This is a genomic window from Bacillus sp. GMs2/2 (assembly GCF_050172095.1).
GTDB classification, from domain to species: Bacteria; Bacillota; Bacilli; order Bacillales; family Bacillaceae_G; genus Bacillus_A; species Bacillus_A cereus.
Map to the genome: position 1 here is coordinate 1 of NZ_JBNLYE010000050.1, position 22,183 is coordinate 22,183.

Below are 22,183 nucleotides of genomic sequence, written 5' to 3' on the forward strand. Positions count from 1 at the left end.
CATTATTTAGAAAAATTTAAAAATAATAATTACTGCAACTAGGACATATTGTTTACTATGTGAACTTGTTCTTAATTTAGGGGGGAGGGTTTCACAATGGCAAGTGTATATGAAAATAGTTATATGATCGTTTTGATTTTCTTGCTATTAGGTATATTGCTGCCGGTAGTGGCTCTTACATTAGGAAGGATGCTGCGCCCAAATAAACCAAGTGCAGCAAAGGCGACGACGTATGAGAGTGGAATTGAGCCTTTTCATGATGCAAATATTCGGTTTCATGCTCGTTATTATATTTTCGCTTTATTGTTTGTGATCTTTGATGTAGAAACTTTATTTTTATATCCTTGGGCTGTTGCGTATGACAAGCTAGGTTTATTTGCATTAATTGAAATGCTCATCTTTGTTGTAATGTTGCTAGTTGGATTAGCGTATGCTTGGAAAAAGAAGGTGTTACAATGGTTATAAATTTTGAGGAATTACATCCAAATGAGCGAGCAGAATTAGAACGAAATATCTTTTTTTCTACATTGGAACAGTTGAAAGGATGGGCGAGGAGCAATTCTTTATGGCCGATGACATTCGGACTGGCGTGCTGTGCAATTGAAATGATGGGAGTAGGCTCATCACATTATGATTTAGATCGATTTGGGTCATTTTTTCGAACTTCACCAAGGCAATCGGACGTCATGATTGTATCGGGAACGGTAACGAAGAAGATGGCTCCTATTGTTCGGCGCTTATATGATCAAATGCCCGAACCGAAATGGGTTATTGCGATGGGATCTTGTGCAACAGCAGGTGGTCCGTATGTAAATTCATATGCTGTTGTGAAAGGTGTAGACCAAATTGTACCAGTTGATGTGTATATTCCTGGTTGTCCCCCAAATCCAGCTGCTTTAATTTATGGAATTAATAAATTAAAAGAAAAAATTCGTTACGAAGCAAAGACCGGGAAGCAGGTGACGAATAAATGAGCAATCCAAATAAAGATTTAGAGGAGCTGAAAAAAGAAGCAGCTAGGCGTGCAAAAGAAGAAGCGAGAAAACGCCTTGTAGCGAAACACGAGGCGGAAATAAGTGAGCTTGAGGAAGAAGATCAAGAAAAAGAGAAAGCGCTACCAAAAAAAGATGATATTACTATAGAAGAAGCAAAACGACGTGCAGCAGCAGCTGCAAAAGCAAAAGCGGCGGCGTTAGCGAAGCAGAAAAGAGAAGGAACCGAAGAAGTGACGGAAGAAGAAAAAGCGAAAGCCAAGGCGAAGGCAGCAGCAGCTGCAAAAGCAAAAGCGGCGGCGTTAGCGAAGCAGAAAAGAGAAGGAATAGAAGAAGTAACGGAAGAAGAAAAAGCGAAAGCCAAGGCGAAGGCAGCAGCAGCGGCCAAGGCAAAAGCGGCAGCGTTAGCGAAGCAGAAAAGAGAAGGGACAGAAGAAGTAACGGAAGAAGAAAAAGCGAAAGCCAAGGCGAAGGCAGCATTGGCGAAGCAGAAAAGAGAAGGAACCGAAGAAGTAACGGAAGAAGAAAAAGCGAAAGCCAAGGCGAAGGCGGTGGCAGCGGCCAAGGCAAAAGCGGCAGCATTGGCGAAGCAGAAAGCCTCGCAAGGTGATGGGGATTCGGGAGATGAAAAGGCAAAGGCAATTGCAGCGGCTGCAAGAGCGAAGATAAAGGGGGCTGAAGGTAAGAAAGAGGATGAGCCGAAGCAGGAAGAACTGTCCGTAAATCAGCCGTATTTAAATCAGTATGTTGAGGCTATTAGGGAGAAGTTAGGAGAGGGTGCATTAGTAGATTCCTACATTAATAAACTGTCAAAGGATGTGCCAACTCTTGTGGTGGATCCCGAAAAATATTATGAAGTGATGGAGTCACTGCGATTCCATGAGGGACTTGCTTTTAATTATATGTCAGAGCTACATGCGACGGATTTTGTGACACATATGGAAGTGTATGTTCATTTGTTTTCATATGGCAAGAAACAATCGGTAGCGGTGAAGGTAAAGCTAGACCGGGAAGCACCGCAAGTCGAATCTGTGACAGCGCTTTGGAAGGGGGCCGACTGGCCGGAGCGAGAAGCATACGATTTGCTAGGCATTATATTTAAAGGGCATCCGAATTTAACACGTATTTTAATGCCAGAGGATTGGGTAGGATATCCGCTTAGAAAAGACTATGAACCGTATGATGTGGAGGTGTAGCTATGATCCGCACGGAAGAGATGCTTTTGAATGTAGGACCTCAGCATCCGAGTACACATGGTGTGTTCAGGCTCGTAATTAAAATTGACGGGGAAATTATTAAAGAAGCTACACCTGTTATTGGGTATTTACATCGCGGGACGGAAAAGATCGCTGAGAGCTTACAGTATACGCAAATTATCCCTTATACAGATCGAATGGACTATTTATCAGCCATGACGAATAATTACGTCATTTGCCATGCTGTAGAGACGATGATGGGGCTTGAAATTCCGGAGCGTGCCGAATACTTGCGAGTACTTGCGATGGAGCTAGGAAGAATTGCGAGCCATCTCGTTTGGTGGGGGACGAATCTTCTTGATATAGGAGCGGTAAGCCCGTTTTTGTACGCGTTTCGTGAACGAGAGATGATTATAAATTTATTAAATGAATTATGCGGGGCACGGCTTACTTTTAACTATATGAGAGTTGGCGGTGTGAAGTGGGATGCACCAGATGGTTGGATTGAAAAGGTGGAAGAGTTTGTTCCGTATATGAGAGAGCAATTGGCAGGTTATCATGATCTTGTTAGCGGTAATGAGATTTTCTTAAATCGTGTGAAAGGCGTTGGTATATATAGCGCGGAAGAAGCGATTTCGTATTCTTTAAGCGGAGCAAATTTGCGGTGCACTGGAGTAAACTGGGATCTTCGCAAAGATGAGCCGTATTCGATTTATGATCGTTTTGATTTTGATATTCCTGTTGGAAGCGTGGGAGATGCTTGGGATCGCTACGTTTGCCGAATGCAAGAAATCGAGGAGTCTTTAAAGATTGTTGAGCAAGCGGTTCAGCAGTTCCCGAAAGATGGAGCTGTGCTGGCAAAAGTACCGAAAATTATTAAGGCACCTAAGGGAGAAGCATTTGTACGTATCGAATCGCCACGCGGAGAGATTGGGTGTTATATCGCTAGTGACGGAAAGAAAGAGCCGTACCGTTTGAAGTTTCGTAGGCCATCTTTTTATAACTTGCAAATTTTACCGAAGTTATTGAAAGGTGAAAACATCGCTAATTTAATTACGATTTTAGGTGGAGTTGATATTGTACTTGGGGAGGTTGATGGCTAATGATTGAGACGCTCTTACAATCACCTTCAAGCTGGACGAATTTCTTCATTTTTTTCGGATTAGCGGTACTTCTACTATTTGCAGTCCTTGGCTTCGTTACATATGGAATCTTGGCAGAACGGAAAGTGATGGGGTTTATGCAAGGGCGGATTGGTCCAAACCAGGTTGGAGGCCGATTTGGTTTACTGCAAACGGTAGCTGATGTTTTAAAACTATTATTGAAAGAAGATAGTATTCCGAAAGCAGCAGATAAACCGCTGTTTATATTAGCACCTGTCATTGCATTTGCACCAGCATTTATGGTGCTTGCAGTTATCCCGTTCACTGATAAATTTCAATTTGCAGATATTGGAGTCGGGTTACTTTATTATATCGCTGTTTCCGGTATTACGACGATAGGTGTTGTAACTGGGGGATGGGCATCGAATAATAAATATTCCCTTTTAGGAGGGATGCGTGCGGCGGCGCAAATGATTTCTTATGAGATTCCGCTCGTAATGAGTGTAATTGGTATCGTTTTGCTAGCTGGTAGTCTGAATTTAAATGAGATTGTAGCGGCGCAGGAGAAGGTTTGGTACATTTTCGTACAGCCAATTGGCTTCGTCGTTTTCTTAATCGCAGCAGTTGCAGAGTTAAATAGAACGCCATTCGATTTGCCAGAAGCGGAGTCAGAACTTGTTTCTGGATATCATACGGAATACTCAGGTTTTCGCTGGGCGTTTTTCATGCTTTCAGAGTACGTATATTTCTTCGGGATGGCATCTTTAATTACAGTGCTCTTTTTAGGTGGATGGAATCCAGTTATGTTCCTTGGATTTATCCCAGGAGCTGTATGGTTTGCTTTGAAATTTAGCAGTGTAGTCTTTCTATTAATTTGGTTCCGCGTTACGTTTCCGCGTATAAGAGGTGACCAGTTAATGGAGTTTGGCTGGAAAGTATTATTGCCAATTGCACTTGCGAATATTTTCTTAACGGCATTGATTAAGGAGTTATTCTTCTAATCTATGAGGGGGGTGCCAGTAAGAGATGAAAGGACTATTTAAAGGATTAAAATATACATTAAGTAATTTGAGTAAGAAGAAGGTGACTTACGATTATCCGAATCAACCGTTGCCGTTGCCAGACCGTTTTCGTGGAATTCAAAAATTTTATCCGGAGAAATGTATTGTTTGTAATCAGTGCTCTAACATTTGTCCGACAGACTGTATTCAGTTAACAGGAAAGAAACATCCGGATCCTACGAAAAAAGGAAAAATTATCGACACGTATGATATTAATTTTGAAATTTGTATTCTTTGTGATTTATGTACAGAAGTTTGTCCGACAGAGGCAATTGTCATGACAAATAACTTTGAACTCGCGGAATATTCACGTGATGACTTATTTAAAAATTTGCAGTGGCTTGACGAAAACGACGAAAACGTCAGGAAGGAGAACAAGGCATGAATGGCGAGTTTGTAGCATTCTTTATACTATCCTTGTCTGCAATTATCGGCGGTGTTCTTATGTTGAACTTAACGAAAGTTATGCACATGATGCTAGCTCTCGTTCTGACATTTCTCAGCATTGCAGGTTTGTATTTTCTTTTATCAGCTGAATTTATAGGCGTTGCACAAATTTTACTTTACTCTGGTGCAATCACAATTATTATGATTTTCGGCATTATGTTAACGAAACATAACGCGGAAAATGAATCGCGTCTTACTCTTCGAAAATGGATTATCTTCTTTGCAGTTGTAGCATTTGGAGCGGTTATGTATTTCGCTGTTAATAATGTTGATTTTGCAAATGAAAGCACACAAGGAAGTTTACCTCTCCATGAAAACAACACACTTCAAATCGGTACGCTTCTCTATTCAAAATATATTATCCCATTTGAACTAACTTCAGTTATTTTACTTGTAGCACTCGTTGGCGCGATTGTACTTGCGAAAAAGGATGAGAAAGAGGAGGATTCCAATGAGTAGCGTTCCAGCTTCTGCATATTTAACACTTGCGATTATTTTGTTTTGCATCGGTCTATTTGGAGCTTTAACAAAGCGGAATACAGTAATCGTATTAGTTTGTATCGAATTAATGCTGAATGCTGCCAATTTAAACTTAGTGGCGTTTAGTAAATTAGGCTTATTTCCGAATTTAACAGGTCAAATTTTTTCACTGTTTACGATGGCTGTAGCGGCAGCGGAAGCGGCGGTAGGACTCGCTATTTTAATTGCTTTATATCGTAATCGTACAACAGTTCAGGTGGATGAAATGGATACGCTTAAAGGATAGCATTGTGACCGAAAAAGGGGGAAGGAAACAATGATCGATTATGCATGGCTCATACCGCTTTTCCCACTCGTTTCGTTTTTGTTACTTATTATATTCGGGAAGAAAATTAGAGAAGGAAGCAGCGTACTTAGTATTTTTTTCGTCTTTCTCTCCTTTATACTTGCGGTACTTGTGTTAATAGAAAGGTTTTCAGAAGCAAGCGTGAAGCATAAGTGGGTGTGGCTTAGAGCTGGAGATGTGGATATATCATTCGGCTTTGAGGTGACTGCATTAGGAGCTTTAATGTTATTTATCGTGACGCTTGTGAGTCTACTTGTACATGTGTATTCGAAAGGTTATATGAAAGGTGATGAACGATTACCAACCTTTTACGCATATTTAGGACTCTTTACATTTGCGATGTTAGGGCTTGTTATATCAACGAATTTATTACAGCTTTATATATTTTGGGAATTAGTTGGCCTTGGTTCATTTTTACTTATCGGTTTTTATTTCTTTAAAGAAGAAGCGAAGGCTGCTGCAAAAAAGGCTTTTATTATGACCCGTATTGGGGATGTTGGTTTATTTATCGGGATGATTTTAATTTTTTGGTACGCAGGTAGTTTTGAATATGACGCAATATTTAGGGCGATTTATACAGGGGATCTACCTCCTTACATGATTACAATAACAGCGATATTGATTTTTATCGGGGCGATGGGGAAATCAGGTCAGTTCCCGCTTCATACGTGGTTGCCAGATGCAATGGAAGGGCCAACGCCCGTTTCGGCACTTATTCACGCGGCGACGATGGTGGCAGCTGGCGTATATTTAGTAGCGACGATGTTCCCTCTATTTTCAGCAAGTACAGTGGCGATGCAGACAGTGGCAATCGTTGGAGCTTTCACTGCAATCTTTGCGGCCTCTATTGGTCTTGTGCAAACAGATATAAAGAGGGTGCTTGCTTATTCTACAGTTAGCCAGCTCGGGTATATGATGCTCGCGTTAGGTTCTGCCGGCTATGTAGCTGGTATATTCCATTTAACGACACACGCTTTTTTTAAAGCACTACTATTTTTGGCAGCAGGAAGTGTAATTCATGCTGTGCATACGCAAAACATTAATAAAATGGGCGGTTTACAGAAGAAGATGAAAGTAACTGGTACGCTATTTTTAATAGGTACCCTTGCCATTAGCGGTGTTCCGCTGCTTTCCGGTTTTTTCAGCAAAGATGAAATTTTAGCGGCGACGTGGATGAATGGCAATTACGTTTTATTTACTTTAGCAGTAATTGCGGCGTTTTTAACAGCATTTTATATGTTCCGCCTTTACTTTCTTGTCTTTACTGGAGAAACGAAGACGAAGGAAGAAGTGCATGAATCGCCTCGCGTTATGACGTATCCAATGATTGTTCTCGGCGTTCTTGCGGTAGTGGCAGGATATATAAATACACCATGGTTTGGGACATTTCTCGGAGATTGGTTGACGAAAGATGTAGGGTTTAAGGTTGAAGAAGCGCATGGACCAGTTTGGATTATGATTGTTGCGACACTCGTTTCATTTGCGGGAATCGCTCTTGCATATTTCATATATGGCAAGAAATCAATTTCTAGAGATTGGGCTGGGGGTACGGAAACATCTCTTTATAATCTTTTGAAAGAAAAATATTATGTGGATGAACTATACAACATGACGGTGATCCCTATTACGAAAGGAATCGCTCATGTGCTTCGCTTATTTGAAGTGTATGTAGTCGAAGGAATTGCAGTTTTAATTTCAAGTGTAGTTAAAGGCACAAGTAATCTTGGATCGAAACTTCAAAACGGGAATGTACAAGTGTACGGTACTGTAACGGCGGTTTCGCTCGCTGTACTCGTCATTATTTTGCTCTATACGGGAGGGGATTTACGATGAATGATTTGTTGTTAACGTTCTTCATTTTTTCCCCGCTTTTAGGAATTTTATTGCTTGTATTAACACCGAAAAAGGAATTACGTACAGTGCGGGCGCTTGGCTTATTTGGGACGGCACTTCCATTTGGAATTGCTATCGTCCTCGCTTGTACATATGCTTCTGGAAAGAATTTGTCACTATTTGATGAAAAGGTGAAATGGATTAAGTTTGGAGATTTTACAGCGGTGGATAAAAGGTGGTTTTCTATTTATTACGAGCTCGGTATTGATGGTTTGTCGCTTGTCATGATGGTACTGACGGCTCTTCTAGCGATGCTTGCAGCAATTGCAGCCTTTTCTATTAAAAGAAACTTAAAAGCATTTTATATGCTGTTACTTATGCTAGAAATAGGAATGCTCGGCGTCTTTGCTGCTCAAAACTTAATGTTGTTTTTTATCTTCTTTGAAATTACGTTGCCACCAATGTTCTTATTAATTGGAAAGTGGGGAAAATTGTCGAGTGAAAAGGCTGCGTATAGTTATTTAATATATAACGGTATTGGCTCAGCTATTTTGCTCATTGTTTTCTCAATTTTGTTCGCGAAAACAGGTACAACAAATATTGTGGAGCTGAAAGAGATATTAAGAAGCGTAAGTGCAGAGGGAGCACTCGTCATCCCAAGTAGTTTGCAGCTTAGTGTATTTATTGCCATAATGATTGCTTTTGCAATTAAACTACCTGTTTTTCCGTTGCACCGCTGGATGGTCAATGTACACATAGAAGCGCATCCAGCTGTAGTTATGCTTCATGCGGGTGTTTTGCTAAAGATTGGAGCGTACGGTATTATTCGCTTCGGGAAAGGGCTATTCCCGGAATATTTTCACGATGTTGCAACGCTAATTGCGATATTAGGCGTAATTAATTTATTATACGGTGCCTTTTTAGCGCTCATCCAAACGGACTTTAGGAAAGTACTGGCTTACTCTAGTATTTCGCATATGGGAATTGTGTTAATGGGACTTGCGTCACTTAATGCACCTGGTACACAAGGAGCGTTATTCCAAGTTGTATCACATGGTTTAATTGCAGCCTTGCTCTTCTTCCTACTGGGTGTTATAGAACAACGATTTGGAACTTCGGACATTACGGTGCTAGGCGGACTTGCGAAAAGTGTACCGATACTTAGCGGATTCTTTTTAGCAGGAGGAATGGCATCGCTTGGATTACCAGGGATGTCTGGGTTTGTTAGTGAATTTCTTGCCTTTCTCGGTTTATTTCAAGGAGAGCCCGTCATTGCTGCAGTCGGTGTGATTGGCATCATTTTAACCGCTGTATACGTATTAAGGGCGACACTTCAAGTGACATTTGGAAAGAAAGAGTGGGAAGAAAAATCTGATATACACGGATGGGAGTATGTCCCTGTTTTACTACTTATCTTTTGTATTATTGCAATTGGAGTTATGCCAGAGTTACTAGGGGATCCGCTTCAAAATACATTGAAAACATTGGGGGTGAAGTAGGATGGATATGAATACGTTACTTAGCTTATCGTGGCATCTAATGGTGCCAGAATTTATTATTCTCGGCGCCGCCATCCTTCTTTCCATATGTGATTTGTTTTTTAAGCTGAACCATAGATATGTAGCTCTTGGTGCGATTGCTGCCATCGTATTAGCAATCGTGTCATTAATTACTCTATATAGCGAACCAGCAGGAGATATTTTAAATGGATCGTTTGTGTTAGATGGATTTTCAAAAGGGTTTAAAACGTTGCTATTAGGTGCCTCAGCTCTCATTTTATGCACCGCAATGAGCGATGATAAGAAGAATCCAATTGAAGATAAGGGTGAATATTATTACTTATTTTTAATGGCACTTCTTGGTGCGATGTTCATGGCTTCTAGTGTTGATTTCATTACCCTTTTCGTTGGTTTGGAGTTACTTTCACTTTCTTCTTATATTTTAGTAGGAATACGAAAAAAGAGCCGTGCATCAAATGAAGCGGCAATGAAATACGTCATTAGCGGAGGAATTGGAACGGCGATTACGCTCTTCGGAATGAGTTATTTATACGGTATTACAGGTTCAACTAACATTGTAGATATGCAAAAGGTACTCACTGGGGAACTCGCTAGTGGTATTCAGTTATTGTTAGCTCTCGCATTTCTTTTATTGCTAGTCGGTCTCTCATTTAAAATTGCCACAGTGCCGTTTCATATGTGGGCACCTGATGTGTATGAAGGAGCGGCTACACCAGTTACTGCTTTTCTTGGAACGATTTCTAAAATTGCTGGGTTCCTGCTCATTATTCGTTTGTTCCTTATGGTTTTTGCAAGTGTATTAATACAAGGAGATATGCAATCTTTATATGGGCATATGAGTATATATATCGCGGTGTTAGCAAGTATTACGATGATTGTTGGGAATGTAGTTGCGTTAAAACAATACAATATAAAGCGTTTATTTGCTTATTCGGGCATTGCTCATGCAGGGTATTTACTCGTTCCACTTGTAGCATTATCACCATTTACGATGGATAGCATGTGGTTTTATATGCTGGCATACATGCTTATGAATATAGGTGCATTTGCTATCATCCACGGCTTAATCTTACAAAATGATGAGGAAAATATAACAATTTTCACAGGTTTATATAAAAGGTCACCATTTGCAGCGATTATGATGACAATCTTTATTTTATCGCTGGCTGGGATACCAGGAACGGCTGGCTTCATTGGAAAGATTAACATCTTTTTAGGCGCGCTTCATGTAGAGCCAGCACATTACGTACTAGCTTCGATTATGATGGGTACGACAGTTGTTTCATTCGTATATTATTTCCGTATTTTACAACAAATGTTTTTCCGCACAGGAGAGACAGAAGAGAGGATACGGTTACCGTTAAATATAAAGGTTGTTATGAGTCTTTGTGCAATTTCGATTGTAATACTAGGGATTATGCCGATGATTGGGTACAATTTCTTTTATGAATATTTTCCATTAATGAAAGATTTCTTCTTCTTAGGGAACGTGGTACAATAGTGAAAATAAAAGGTGTGGAGTCAGTACTCTGCGCTTTTTATTTTGTGTTAACTTGTAATGTAGATATACGTTTTTGGAAAGAAAATCACGATGTAAAATGTAAGATGTCTATGTGCATTTGAAAAAGTGTAGCTCCTACTTATTATGGTATCGTTTTTATATTCTTTCATAAGTAGTAGCTGAGTAAAAAGGGGTCGATTTTTTGGCACAACTTTTAGGGCAACAAGCACTGATTGCCATTGTTTCGCATTTATTGTTTATTACCATTACGTGGTGGGCCTTACAAGGCATTCACATTGAGCGTTTAATGAAGTCCGGAAAAGTGCTGCAGACGCGAGTATTACTCATCTTAATTACAATTGCAATTGGGACATCTGTAAGTAACTTTTTCCTTGATTATTTAGGCTATTCGAAGAGTTTAACGTATTTAGTAAAGTAAGTGTATAGAACCTCAAATCTCCGTTAACAATGGGGATAGGAGGGGATGAAATTGAAGCTTAAAGCCATTCTTATTGTTGCACTTAGTGTTGTTTTATTTTTGGTTGGATATAGAGAGATGAAACCGATAAGCGATGAACAGAAAATGGAGAGCATGATCAAGGCTTTAGAGAAAAATGATGCTAAAGTAGAAAAATGGTCATGGTTAGCGAGAGAAACAAAAACAATTTCTAACATACATACGTTTCAAAAGTTGTTAAACGATGTGAAGGAAAAGGCAAATATTCAAAAGTGGGAAGTAGAGCAATCTCCAGATGGATATAAAGCTACATCCTATAAAAAGCTTTCTTCTTATGAAGAACGAGTAGTAGTAACTTGGAGTAAAGAAAATACTAAAGAAAACACTTTCATTATCTTTGAAGTAAGTGGGGCGAAATGGGACCCGAAGTATGTTCAAAACATGAATAAAATTTTTAGTGAAAAACCTATAATTTACACTTGTGTTCAAGGTGTACTGAATGATAAGATTGAAGGTGTTTTGCAAAATAAAACCAATCAGGTTTTGAAAGATCTTTCAGCAAGAGCGATCGAACAAGTAGAAGAAAGAGCATTTGTGTCAGTCTCCGCATACAATAAAAAGTGGGATGACGCTCTTTCAACAAATAGAGAGAAAATAAATGTGCAAATAGCAATACGTTCTACAGACAACAAAGATACAATTGTGGTTGGCACACCGATCATAACTTCTGAGTATTGAGTGAATAGATACTGAAAAAAGGACACGGAGGGGAATAATTTGGAAAAGATCATCGTCCGTGGCGGAAAGCGGTTAAACGGCACAGTGCGTGTTGAGGGCGCAAAAAATGCTGTATTACCTATAATCGCTGCAGCCCTATTAGCGAGTGATGGAAAGAATGTACTATCTGAAGTACCAGTTTTGTCTGATGTATACACAATTAATGAGGTATTACGTCATTTAAATGCTGAAGTCGTATTTGAAAATAATCAAGTAACAATCGATTCTTCTAAAGAACTAAACATTGAAGCACCATTTGAATATGTACGTAAAATGCGTGCATCTGTTCAAGTAATGGGACCATTATTAGCACGTAACGGTCGTGCTCGTATTGCACTTCCTGGTGGATGTGCAATTGGTTCACGTCCAATTGACCAACATTTAAAAGGCTTCGAAGCAATGGGAGCAAAAGTACAGGTTGGTAACGGTTTTGTTGAGGCATATGTTGAGGGAGAACTAAAAGGAGCTAAAATCTACTTAGACTTCCCAAGCGTAGGCGCGACAGAAAACATTATGTCTGCAGCTACATTAGCAAAAGGGACAACAATTCTTGAAAACGCAGCGAAAGAACCAGAAATCGTTGACTTAGCTAACTTCTTAAATGCGATGGGAGCGAAAGTACGCGGAGCTGGAACTGGAACGATTCGTATCGAAGGCGTTGATAAATTATATGGTGCAAACCACTCTATTATTCCTGACCGTATTGAAGCGGGAACATTCATGGTTGCAGCAGCAATTACTGGTGGAGACATCTTAATTGAAAATGCTGTACCTGAACATTTACGCTCAATTACAGCGAAAATGGAAGAAATGGGTGTTAAAATTATTGAGGAAAACGAAGGTGTACGTGTTATCGGCCCAGATAAGTTAAAAGCGGTTGATATTAAAACTATGCCTCACCCAGGTTTCCCAACAGACATGCAATCACAAATGATGGCATTATTACTACAAGCTGATGGAACAAGCATGATTACAGAAACGGTATTCGAAAACCGCTTTATGCACGTTGAAGAATTCCGTCGTATGAATGCTGATATTAAAATTGAAGGTCGTTCTGTTATTATGAACGGTCCAAACAGCTTACAAGGTGCTGAAGTAGCAGCAACTGACTTACGTGCTGCAGCTGCATTAATCTTAGCTGGTTTAGTATCAGAAGGTTATACTCGTGTAACTGAGTTAAAACATCTTGACCGTGGCTATGTAAACTTCCATAAGAAATTAGCTGCATTAGGTGCAACTATTGAACGTGTAAACGAAAAAGTAGAAGAAGTGAAAGAACAAGAAGTTTCTGATCTTCACGCTTAATTGAAATAGTCTCTATGTCTTTTGACATAGGGGCTATTTTTTGGGTTATTACTGTTATAGTCAATAAATTCTATACTTATGCACGTACCAGTAAAAATATTTAGAAAATTTCTGTTTTATACTCTTCCCCTTAAGTATGTTCTAAAAGAAAGAGTTGTTCCATAAGAATGAATGGAGTAAAGCTTTTATATTGGGGGAAAATAGGATGAAATTTTCAAAGCCACTTTTTATTACAGTAGCGCTCTTAATAGCGCTCGTTATCATTGTACCTGCAGCCCTTGTTATTCCATTTGCGAAAGCAAAAGTAGGGGAAGAAACAGCCTCTAAAACTCCTCCAGCGATAGAAAGCATACCAGCTCCAGGAAAAGTAGATACAGCTGTTCAAGTTGCTGTATATCGCGAAAAACAGAAGAAGGTAGAAACATTACCAGTGGAGGAGTATGTGACAGGTGTAGTAGCTTCTGAGATGAATGCCAGTTTTGAAATAGAGGCACTAAAGGCGCAGGCATTAGCAGCGAGAACATTTGTAGTACAACGTATGCTAAGCGGAGGAAAGAAAAATAATGCGGACGTGACAGATACGGTGAAAGATCAAGTGTACAAAAGCAAAGATGAATTGAAGAAGCAATGGGGTAATAACTACGAAAATAATTTGAAGAAAATCGAAGAAGCCGTTTCGAAAACAGCAGGACAAGTTTTAACGTATGATGGAAAACCAATTTCAGCAACCTTCTTTTCAACGAGTAATGGCCGAACAGAAAATGCAGCTGACTATTGGGGAAATGATTATCCGTACTTGAAAAGTGTAGATAGTCCGTGGGATCAAGCCTCTCCAAAGTTTACGAGCGAGCAAACATTTACAGTAGCTGATTTTCAAAAACGTCTCGGTGTGAAAGTGCTAGCAGACGGGAAGGTTGGAAATATTAAAGACCTTACGGAAGGAAAGCGCGTAAAGGATGTAGCTTTTCAAGGAAAAACATTAACAGGAAAAGAAGTTCGTGAAAAGTTAGATTTACGTTCTTCTGATTTCACGTGGAAACAACAAGGAGATAAAATCATCGTTACGACGAAAGGGTTCGGTCACGGCGTTGGTATGAGTCAATACGGGGCGAACGGCATGGCAGCGGAAGGAAAGAAATATACAGATATCGTCGCTCATTACTATAAAGGCGTTGAAATAAAGACGATGAATGATTATGAAGGAAAACTGATGGTGAAGAAATAGGTGTCAGAACTCTGGCACCTATTTTTTTCTGTTTAAAATATCATAATTTTCCATTAACTGTTTGATATAATAGGATAAAAAGGCATTTGGGGGAAATGAAATGGCGTTACTAGAGTTGAAACAGTTAGGGAAGGCGAACCAGTTACCGGAAATGGAGCTAAAGGTTGAAAAAGGGCAATGTATTGTTTTGCAATGCAATAATCATACAGCTAAAGTGTTACACCGCATTATTATTGGTCAAGAAGAAGCTTCAACTGGCAACGTACTGTTTGAAGGGGAAGCAATTGGAAAGAAAAATTATTCCCGCATAGGCTTTTGTTTTTTGAAGGATGAAGCATATGATCGTTTGAAGGTGAAGGAATACTTTAAGTTTTTAATAGGGCTTTATGAATCAAAGATAAGTATAGAAGAAGTTGTGCAGTCTGTTGGTCTCCTAGATAAGCTAAACGTTAAAATAGAAAAACTATCATTTTCAGAGAAGCGTCGTCTTCATATTGGGCGAGTGATGATTCATAATCCGGATTTAATCATTTTGGAAGAACCGGAGCAAAATGTAGATATAGAGAGTACGGTTATTATTCGAAAAGCAATTATGAAAATGAAAGAACAAGGAAAGGCAATTTTTATTACGTCATCTTTCCTATCGGATGCCCTTTCGTTAACAGAGGATGTATACATATTAAACAACGATTGTGTGAAAAAAGTAGAAATTGAACAAGAGGAAGTGGAAGAAGTCGATGAAGAGAAGGTCGTTCAAATAATTCCGCAAATGAAGTTAGAAAGAATACCTGCGAAAGTGAACGATAAAATCATTTTACTTGATCCGATGGAAATCCATTTCATTGAAACACAAAACGGAGTAACACATATTCACGTTCGTGAAGGAGATTTCGTATGCGCTTTAACATTAGGTGAACTAGAAGCAAGGTTAACAGGTTTTGGTTTCTTTAGATGTCATCGCTCGTACCTTGTGAATTTACAAAGAGTGCGAGAAGTGATTACTTGGACTCGTAACAGTTTTAGCTTAATTTTAGACGACGAAAGAAAAAGTTCAATCCCGCTTTCAAAAGGACGAATGGATGAATTAAAAGGTGTTATTGGACTATAAAAGTGCTCCAATAAGCTCAACATGCGATTCATTCACCGGTAAAAATACTCCTTTTACCGGTATTTTAATGCGCCTACCCTTTGTTTTTCATATGATTGAGTCAAGAAAAGCGAAACAAACGAACGAAAAGCGCTAAAGCGACTTTCATCTATAAAGAAGAAAAACAAAGGGGATGAAGAAATGACATTGGCAATTGAAATGAAAGATGTAATGAAAAGTTTCAGTGGAAAAACGGCACTTCGAAATGTAAATATTGAGGTGAAGCAAGGAGAGATATTCGGATTCCTTGGACCGAGTGGATCTGGTAAGACGACAACAGTAAAAATTTTAACTTCTCAATTGCTTCATAGTGTTGGAACGGTAAGAGTATTAGGGAAAGATATTACAGGACCAAGTAGCATCGATTACAAACGAATTGGTATTTTAACAGATAACAGCGGCTTATATGAAAGACTTAGCATTTATGATAACTTACTATTATTTTGTGACTTATATGATTGCAAAAAAGAACGAATCGATGAAGTACTAGCACAAGTGAATTTATTAGATGATAAAAAAACACCAGTAAAAAAATTATCAAAGGGAATGAAGCAACGCGTCACACTAGCAAGAGCAATCCTTCATAAACCAGATATCCTCTTCTTAGACGAACCAACATCTGCACTTGATCCAGTAAACGTACAAAACATTCATAAAATCTTAAAAGACTTAAATAAAGAAGGAACGACGATTTTCTTAACGACTCACAACATGGACGAAGCAGAAACGCTTTGTAACCGCATTGCCTTCCTGTGTGGCGGAGAGATTGTAGCACTTGATACACCGGAGAACCTTCGCTTACAATACGCGAAAGATCAAATACAAGTCGTGTTAAAGGATAAGAAGAAAGAAACGGTACAAAAAGATGAATTAGGTGCAAAACGTATTTCAGAATGGATGAACAAAGGAGAATTACTATCCATTCATTCACACGAACCAACTTTAGGCGATATCTTTATTGAAGTTACTGGGAGGGGATTATAATGACATTTTCAATGAGACGTGTATCAGCTATTTTTAGAAAAGAAGTACATGATTTTAAGACAAATTCACAAGTGTTGTTAATGGCATTTTTACCAATTATACTTTCATTTTTGTTTAGCAGATTTGGAGTGGGAAAGGAAATGTTAGGCATTACTACTATAACGGCCTTCCTATTTGTCGCAGGCTTTGTTCAATCTATGATAATTGCAGAAGAAAAAGAAAAACATACATTACGTGTATTAATGCTATCACCGGCATCTTCGGTTGAAGTTCTAATTGGAAAAAGTATATTAACAGTATGTTTGACATTGGGCATTTGTATTGTGAACTTATTTATTTTGGATCAATTCAGTGGAAATCTATTATTGCTAGGATTTATTTTCTTATGTGGAACAATTTTATTTATTGTGATTGGAACAATGATTGGATTGTTAGCTGCATCTGTACCACAAACATCAATAATTGGAATGCCGATATTAATGACGATGTATTTGGCTGTACAGTTTGAGCCAATGGTTGAAAATAAAGTAATTAAGACGATGATTGGATATCTTCCAACATCTCATATTGTGAAAGCACTTAACAGCTTAGTAGGTGGGGCGGGATTTAGTAGTATTAGTGGGCATGTATTAAATGTTGCAGTTTGGCTTATTATATCGCTCTTTGTATGTTTAATCGTATATAAAAAGGAACAATTAGACTAAAAACTGAGCCGAAACGCTCAGTTTTTTCTTTTTTCTATCATTTCCTCGGAAATTTTGCAATTCTTATACATATTTTTACAGATTTTGTCGAAAAGTAATTAGTTATACGTTGTATAGGATACGTGAATATTGTTCAAAATGATTGCTGAGGTGATGATGGAATGCGAGGAAGAAATAATAAAAAGTCGCAAAAGGTAGTACATTTATTTCAAAAAAGATGGGTGTTTCCGGCACTATACATTGCTTGTGCAGCGGTAATCTTAATGGTTGCGCTATGGTTCCAAGGAGCTAATCCGAAGAAGACTCCAAACCACGATCAAGCAACACCGTATACACAATCGGAAGATCCAGCAGTACCAGTAACAAAATCTTCAGAAGTAGTGAAAATGCCAGCTGCCGCGAATGCGGAAGTAGTCGTACAGAAGAAATTCTATGAAGATGCAGCAACTGAGGCGGAACAAGAAAAAGCACTTGTCTTTTATAACAACACATATTCCCCGAACAAAGGAATTGACATTGCTGCGAAGAATGGAAAAGAATTCAATGTTGCTGCTGCTTTAAGTGGTACAGTAACGAAAGCTGAAAAAGATTCACTTCTTGGTTATGTTGTAACAGTTGATAGTGGAAATGGTGTAGCGGTATCTTATCAAAGCTTAGGCAGTGTGAAAGTAGAAAAAGGTGCAAGAGTTGCACAAGGTGAAGTATTAGGAACATCCGGTCTAAGTGCAATGAATAAAGAGGCAGGTTCTCACGTTCACTTTGAAGTACGTAAAGACAATGTGGCTGTGAACCCTGAACGTTACTTAAATAAATCAGTAACAGAAATTAAAGCTGATGCAGGTGCTGCAAAGGCTACGAATGCTTCTGGTAAAAAAGCTGATGACAAATCTCAAAAAGAAGAGAAGTCAACGAGCACGAAACCTGAAAGTAAAACAGAAGACAAGTCTCAAAAAGAAGAGAAATCAACAAGCGGTTCAACTAGTGACAAAAAAGAAGAACCGAAGAAAGAAGAAAAATCAACAAATGGTTCTACAGAATCATCTAACGATTCTTCTTCACAAGAATAAGAAAGTGAAAAAATCAGTTCCCACTAGGGGAGCTGATTTTTTTATTTTTATATAAAAATACTCAATTTCGAGAAAAAAGTTGCAATAACAAGGAAAAATGACGAGATTCTCGAATATATATTACAAAAGGGAGGGGATACTGTGTCATTTTTGTTTGTTCTGTCGACTGCTATTATTTTATTGTTTGTTTTATTCACTTTATATTATTACATTGCCGGTAAGAAAGAGGTTCCCCACCATCAATTGTTAGAAGAAGAATTGGAACGAGAAGAATGACACCTTATATATAAGGTGTCATTTTTTTTCGCTATAATAGTCAGTTTTAACGTATTTCTCACAAAAAACGTAATTTTTCTTAACTTAGTCCGCAAAAATAGTGAACATGTAGCATATATCAGTAGTGCGGGCAATACAATGGTATAAACCAAAGCAAAGAGAGTGTTTGAGGTGAGAAATCGTGAATCATTTCATTATAAATCCAAGAATGTTTAACGCTTACAAACAGCACTCACACTTACTTCTTAGTCGTATGCAGCGAGGCTCATTTCACCCTTCTCACATCCAAATTAGGGAGGCGAGTGGTGTGCACGATTACATCAAAGAGAGAACTATCAAGATTGGTAAGTATATCGTGGAGACAAGAAAGACAGTGCGTGTCATTGCAAAGGAATTTGGGGTATCAAAGAGTACAGTCCATAAAGATTTAACAGAACGTCTACCAGAAATTAATCCAGAGCTCGCAAATGAAGTGAAAGAAATTCTTGATTATCATAAGTCTATTCGTCATTTAAGAGGGGGAGAAGCAACAAAACAAAAGTATAGAAAAGAAGATGTAGAGAAGCCTGTACGTCAATAATGTTACGGTAGCAAACATTCCGTTCACATTCGGTAATATTTTTCAGAAGAATTCTTTTTGCGAATATTACGTTTCTGTTAAATTTATGATAAAATCAGAAATTAGGTGAAAAGAATTCGGGTGTAACCTGATTTTGAATATCGAGGAGGAAAAAACGGGAATGTTTGCGCGAGATATCGGAATTGACCTAGGTACGGCTAACGTATTAATTCATGTTAAAGGTAAGGGTATTGTATTAAATGAGCCATCTGTTGTGGCGATTGATCGTAATAGTGGTAAAGTATTAGCAGTAGGTGAAGAAGCGAGAAGCATGGTGGGACGTACGCCTGGTAATATTGTAGCAATTCGTCCACTTAAAGATGGTGTAATCGCAGACTTCGAAATTACAGAAGCAATGTTAAAGTATTTCATTAACAAATTGGACGTAAAGAGCTTCTTTTCAAAACCTCGTATTTTAATTTGTTGTCCAACAAATATTACATCAGTAGAACAAAAAGCAATTCGTGAAGCTGCTGAACGTTCAGGTGGTAAAACAGTATTTTTAGAAGAAGAACCAAAAGTAGCCGCAGTTGGTGCTGGTATGGAAATCTTCCAACCAAGCGGTAACATGGTTGTTGATATTGGTGGAGGTACAACAGATATCGCTGTACTATCTATGGGTGATATTGTTACCTCTTCCTCTATCAAAATGGCTGGCGATAAGTTTGATATGGAGATCTTAAACTATATTAAACGTAAGTATAAGCTATTAATCGGAGAACGTACTTCAGAAGATATTAAAATTAAAGTTGGTACAGTATTCCCAGGTGCACGTAGCGAAGAACTTGAAATTCGCGGACGTGACATGGTAACAGGCTTACCACGTACAATTACAGTATGCTCTGAAGAAATTACAGAAGCATTAAAAGAAAATGCAGCTGTTATTGTACAAGCTGCAAAAGGTGTATTAGAGCGCACACCACCAGAATTATCTGCAGATATCATCGACCGCGGTGTTATTCTAACAGGCGGTGGAGCTTTACTACACGGTATCGACATGCTTCTAGCAGAAGAACTAAAAGTACCAGTATTAATTGCTGAAAACCCAATGCACTGCGTTGCGGTTGGTACAGGTATTATGTTAGAGAATATCGACAGATTACCAAAGCGTGCTTTGAGATAATTTGAAAGAACTAAGGCTAATGCCTTAGTTCTTTTTTTGTTTTTTTTATTTTTTTATTTTGTTTTTTTGCGAAAATGGAAGGAAAATAGAGAAATATGAAGGAAACAGGTAAAATATTCATATATATGGTTAAATTTAATATTTCCTTAATTGAAAACGTTTATAATATAATGAGTCGAATACGACATTAAGGCAAATAATGTTTCAATACATATTGCCTTTCCCTAATTTGGGCATACACTCTTTTCCACCTCCGTGTCAGTTGCAAAAATGTGCAACTATTTTAATGGAATAGAGTGTGTGCATTTTTTTTAGGAAGTTGTGCTAAATATAAAATGTTACTTTGTAATGACAAACAATAAACAAAATGGGATAATAGCAATATGTCCAAGTGGTAAGACCAATATTACAAAAGGGGCGATTGTTACATGCTAAATATAGAACAAATTAAAGAAATCATTCCTCACCGCTATCCATTTTTACTTGTTGATAAAATATTAGAAGTAGATGAAGGAAAAAGAGCGGTTGGGATTAAAAATGTATCTGCAAATGAAGAATTCTTTAACGGACACTTCCCTGACTATGCAGTTATGCCTGGTGTACTTATTGTAGAAGCATTAGCACAAGTCGGAGCAGTTGCAGTATTAAAGAAAGAAGAAAACCGCGGAAGACTTGCTTTCTTTGCAGGTATCGACAATTGCCGTTTCAAAAAACAAGTACGCCCAGGTGATCAGCTTCGTCTAGAAGTAGAAATGACACGCGTACGCGGCCCGATTGGAAAAGGAAAAGCAATCGCAACAGTAGATGGTGAAGTTGCATGTGAGGCAGAAATTACATTTGCGATTGGTGATAAAAAAGAATAGATAGTACTAAAAAATCTCCTTGTAAAAAGACAAGGAGATTTTTTTAATTTCCGCTATATAACGATGAAACGATAATATACAAACTAATCAGAAAATTACTTGTAAATAGATGGTAATTACCATATGCTTACTTTATTGTTTATCTAGAAAACAGGATAAGTGATAAAGGTAATAAAGAAATAAGGGCATTGTCATATTGTTAAGGTACTTAAATAAGACAAAGTAGAATGTTATTGATTATGATGAAATGTGGGGAACTCAGCAAAAATATTAATTAGACGTATGAAATCGAGCATAAGAGAGAGAAAAGGGAAATGTCGCATTTCACAAAAGGAGATTATGAATATGTTCGGGAGAAAGAAAAGAAAACCATTACGACAATTAATTACACATAAAGAGCCTAAATCGCGTATTACAGAACAATACCGTAACATTCGTACAAACATTGAGTTTACATCTGTAGATAATCATGTTCGTTCTATTATTGTTACTTCAGCCGATCCAGGTGATGGGAAAACAACGACAATCTCAAACTTAGCAGTTGTTTTCGGACAACAAGGAAAGAAAGTTTTATTAATTGGAGCTGACTTGCGGAAGCCGACGATACAAAACTTATTTGCTATTCATAGTTCAAATGGATTAACAAACTTATTATCAGGACAAGCGAAACTTATGCAATGCATTCAAAAAACAGATATAGAGAACGTATACTTAATGGCAGCAGGTCCAATCCCGCCAAACCCAGCAGAACTATTAGGGAGCCGGGCAATGGACGAGGCGTTGCTAGAAGCATATAACATGTTTGATATTATATTAATTGATACACCACCTGTCCTTGCGGTTACAGATGCACAAATACTTGCGAATAAATGTGATGGAATCGTACTCGTTGTACGAAGTGAAAAGACAGAAAAAGATAAAATCGTAAAAGCGAAACAAATATTAGATAAAGCATCAGGAAAACTACTAGGTGTTATTTTGAACGATAAAAGAGAAGAAAAAGAGCAGTATGGTTATTACTAAAATATGAAAAAGCCAACAAAAATTTTTGTTGGCTTTTTTGTTTTCTGAAAATTATTTATCAAGTTATACAGTGTAAAAAGCATGATATGATAAAATTTTTGGGAAATCATTGGAATGTGTTGTCATATTTAAGA

The 22,183-nt window shown here is 38.2% G+C and carries 24 protein-coding genes; all 24 read left to right on the forward strand.

What is annotated here, in order from left to right; translation table 11 throughout:
• Positions 1–96: 96 nt before the first annotated feature.
• The 24 genes from nuoA (at position 97) to ACQGS6_RS09825 (ending at position 22,049) form a co-directional block, all read left to right on the forward strand.
• Positions 97–465 (forward strand): NADH-quinone oxidoreductase subunit NuoA, encoded by a 369-nt coding sequence (gene nuoA, locus ACQGS6_RS09710; RefSeq protein ID WP_000179273.1) that lies wholly within the window; start codon positions 97–99, stop codon positions 463–465.
• Positions 456–974, forward strand: coding sequence for an NADH-quinone oxidoreductase subunit NuoB (gene nuoB / locus ACQGS6_RS09715; RefSeq protein WP_000236331.1), 519 nt, complete (start codon positions 456–458; stop codon positions 972–974). The genes nuoA and nuoB overlap by 10 nt, the downstream gene beginning before the upstream one ends.
• The gene (locus tag ACQGS6_RS09720) at positions 971–2,188 is read left to right on the forward strand and encodes an NADH-quinone oxidoreductase subunit C (RefSeq protein WP_426965078.1); all 1,218 of its coding nucleotides are present in this window, start codon (positions 971–973) and stop codon (positions 2,186–2,188) included. The genes nuoB and ACQGS6_RS09720 overlap by 4 nt, the downstream gene beginning before the upstream one ends.
• A 2-nt stretch (positions 2,189–2,190) precedes the next feature.
• Entirely contained in the window at positions 2,191–3,291 is a 1,101-nt protein-coding gene (gene nuoD / locus ACQGS6_RS09725) for an NADH-quinone oxidoreductase subunit NuoD (RefSeq protein ID WP_000621434.1), read from the forward strand.
• Positions 3,291–4,292, forward strand: coding sequence for an NADH-quinone oxidoreductase subunit NuoH (nuoH, locus tag ACQGS6_RS09730; RefSeq protein ID WP_000573426.1), 1,002 nt, complete (start codon positions 3,291–3,293; stop codon positions 4,290–4,292). Before nuoD ends, nuoH begins: the two co-directional genes overlap by 1 nt.
• A 25-nt stretch (positions 4,293–4,317) precedes the next feature.
• Positions 4,318–4,737 carry an NADH-quinone oxidoreductase subunit NuoI gene (nuoI, locus tag ACQGS6_RS09735; protein ID WP_000677191.1) on the forward strand — a complete coding sequence of 140 codons (420 nt, stop codon included), beginning with the start codon at positions 4,318–4,320 and terminating at the stop codon, positions 4,735–4,737.
• Positions 4,734–5,258, forward strand: coding sequence for an NADH-quinone oxidoreductase subunit J (locus ACQGS6_RS09740; protein ID WP_001012814.1), 525 nt, complete (start codon positions 4,734–4,736; stop codon positions 5,256–5,258). Before nuoI ends, ACQGS6_RS09740 begins: the two co-directional genes overlap by 4 nt.
• Positions 5,251–5,565 carry an NADH-quinone oxidoreductase subunit NuoK gene (gene nuoK / locus ACQGS6_RS09745; protein WP_000100079.1) on the forward strand — a complete coding sequence of 105 codons (315 nt, stop codon included), beginning with the start codon at positions 5,251–5,253 and terminating at the stop codon, positions 5,563–5,565. The genes ACQGS6_RS09740 and nuoK overlap by 8 nt, the downstream gene beginning before the upstream one ends.
• A 30-nt stretch (positions 5,566–5,595) precedes the next feature.
• On the forward strand, positions 5,596–7,458 hold the full coding sequence (gene nuoL, locus ACQGS6_RS09750; RefSeq protein WP_000568225.1) for an NADH-quinone oxidoreductase subunit L: 1,863 nt from the start codon (positions 5,596–5,598) through the stop codon (positions 7,456–7,458).
• Entirely contained in the window at positions 7,455–8,957 is a 1,503-nt protein-coding gene (locus ACQGS6_RS09755; RefSeq protein ID WP_000998932.1) for an NADH-quinone oxidoreductase subunit M, read from the forward strand. Before nuoL ends, ACQGS6_RS09755 begins: the two co-directional genes overlap by 4 nt.
• A 7-nt stretch (positions 8,958–8,964) precedes the next feature.
• Complete coding sequence (gene nuoN, locus ACQGS6_RS09760; RefSeq protein ID WP_033668383.1) at positions 8,965–10,479, forward strand: NADH-quinone oxidoreductase subunit NuoN; 1,515 nt, start codon at positions 8,965–8,967, stop codon at positions 10,477–10,479.
• Between the two features lie 202 nt (positions 10,480–10,681).
• Complete coding sequence (locus tag ACQGS6_RS09765; protein WP_000057889.1) at positions 10,682–10,918, forward strand: DUF1146 family protein; 237 nt, start codon at positions 10,682–10,684, stop codon at positions 10,916–10,918.
• A gap of 51 nt (positions 10,919–10,969) precedes the next feature.
• Complete coding sequence (locus ACQGS6_RS09770; protein WP_000767916.1) at positions 10,970–11,674, forward strand: YwmB family TATA-box binding protein; 705 nt, start codon at positions 10,970–10,972, stop codon at positions 11,672–11,674.
• A gap of 39 nt (positions 11,675–11,713) precedes the next feature.
• On the forward strand, positions 11,714–13,018 hold the full coding sequence (gene murA, locus ACQGS6_RS09775; RefSeq protein ID WP_000411274.1) for a UDP-N-acetylglucosamine 1-carboxyvinyltransferase: 1,305 nt from the start codon (positions 11,714–11,716) through the stop codon (positions 13,016–13,018).
• Positions 13,019–13,223: 205 nt separating this feature from the next.
• On the forward strand, positions 13,224–14,243 hold the full coding sequence (gene spoIID / locus ACQGS6_RS09780; RefSeq protein WP_426965080.1) for a stage II sporulation protein D: 1,020 nt from the start codon (positions 13,224–13,226) through the stop codon (positions 14,241–14,243).
• Between the two features lie 100 nt (positions 14,244–14,343).
• The gene (locus tag ACQGS6_RS09785; RefSeq protein ID WP_070184494.1) at positions 14,344–15,351 is read left to right on the forward strand and encodes a LytTR family transcriptional regulator DNA-binding domain-containing protein; all 1,008 of its coding nucleotides are present in this window, start codon (positions 14,344–14,346) and stop codon (positions 15,349–15,351) included.
• A 180-nt stretch (positions 15,352–15,531) separates the two neighbouring features.
• A complete protein-coding gene (locus ACQGS6_RS09790) occupies positions 15,532–16,374 on the forward strand; it encodes an ABC transporter ATP-binding protein (protein WP_000170864.1) in 843 nt (280 codons plus the stop codon).
• Positions 16,374–17,078, forward strand: a complete 705-nt coding sequence (locus tag ACQGS6_RS09795) for an ABC transporter permease (RefSeq protein ID WP_088046178.1) — start codon at positions 16,374–16,376, stop codon at positions 17,076–17,078. The genes ACQGS6_RS09790 and ACQGS6_RS09795 overlap by 1 nt, the downstream gene beginning before the upstream one ends.
• Positions 17,079–17,239: 161 nt before the next feature.
• Positions 17,240–18,145 (forward strand): M23 family metallopeptidase, encoded by a 906-nt coding sequence (locus tag ACQGS6_RS09800; RefSeq protein WP_001214926.1) that lies wholly within the window; start codon positions 17,240–17,242, stop codon positions 18,143–18,145.
• 141 nt (positions 18,146–18,286) lie between these two features.
• The gene (locus ACQGS6_RS09805) at positions 18,287–18,421 is read left to right on the forward strand and encodes a hypothetical protein (protein WP_000008903.1); all 135 of its coding nucleotides are present in this window, start codon (positions 18,287–18,289) and stop codon (positions 18,419–18,421) included.
• Positions 18,422–18,728: 307 nt separating this feature from the next.
• Positions 18,729–19,001, forward strand: coding sequence for a sporulation transcriptional regulator SpoIIID (spoIIID, locus tag ACQGS6_RS09810; protein ID WP_000544012.1), 273 nt, complete (start codon positions 18,729–18,731; stop codon positions 18,999–19,001).
• Between the two features lie 160 nt (positions 19,002–19,161).
• Entirely contained in the window at positions 19,162–20,163 is a 1,002-nt protein-coding gene (locus ACQGS6_RS09815; RefSeq protein WP_000457978.1) for a rod shape-determining protein, read from the forward strand.
• 428 nt (positions 20,164–20,591) lie between these two features.
• A complete protein-coding gene (gene fabZ / locus ACQGS6_RS09820) occupies positions 20,592–21,026 on the forward strand; it encodes a 3-hydroxyacyl-ACP dehydratase FabZ (RefSeq protein WP_000931959.1) in 435 nt (144 codons plus the stop codon).
• A 345-nt stretch (positions 21,027–21,371) separates the two neighbouring features.
• Positions 21,372–22,049, forward strand: coding sequence for a CpsD/CapB family tyrosine-protein kinase (locus ACQGS6_RS09825; protein WP_061139594.1), 678 nt, complete (start codon positions 21,372–21,374; stop codon positions 22,047–22,049).
• Positions 22,050–22,183 lie beyond the last annotated feature (134 nt).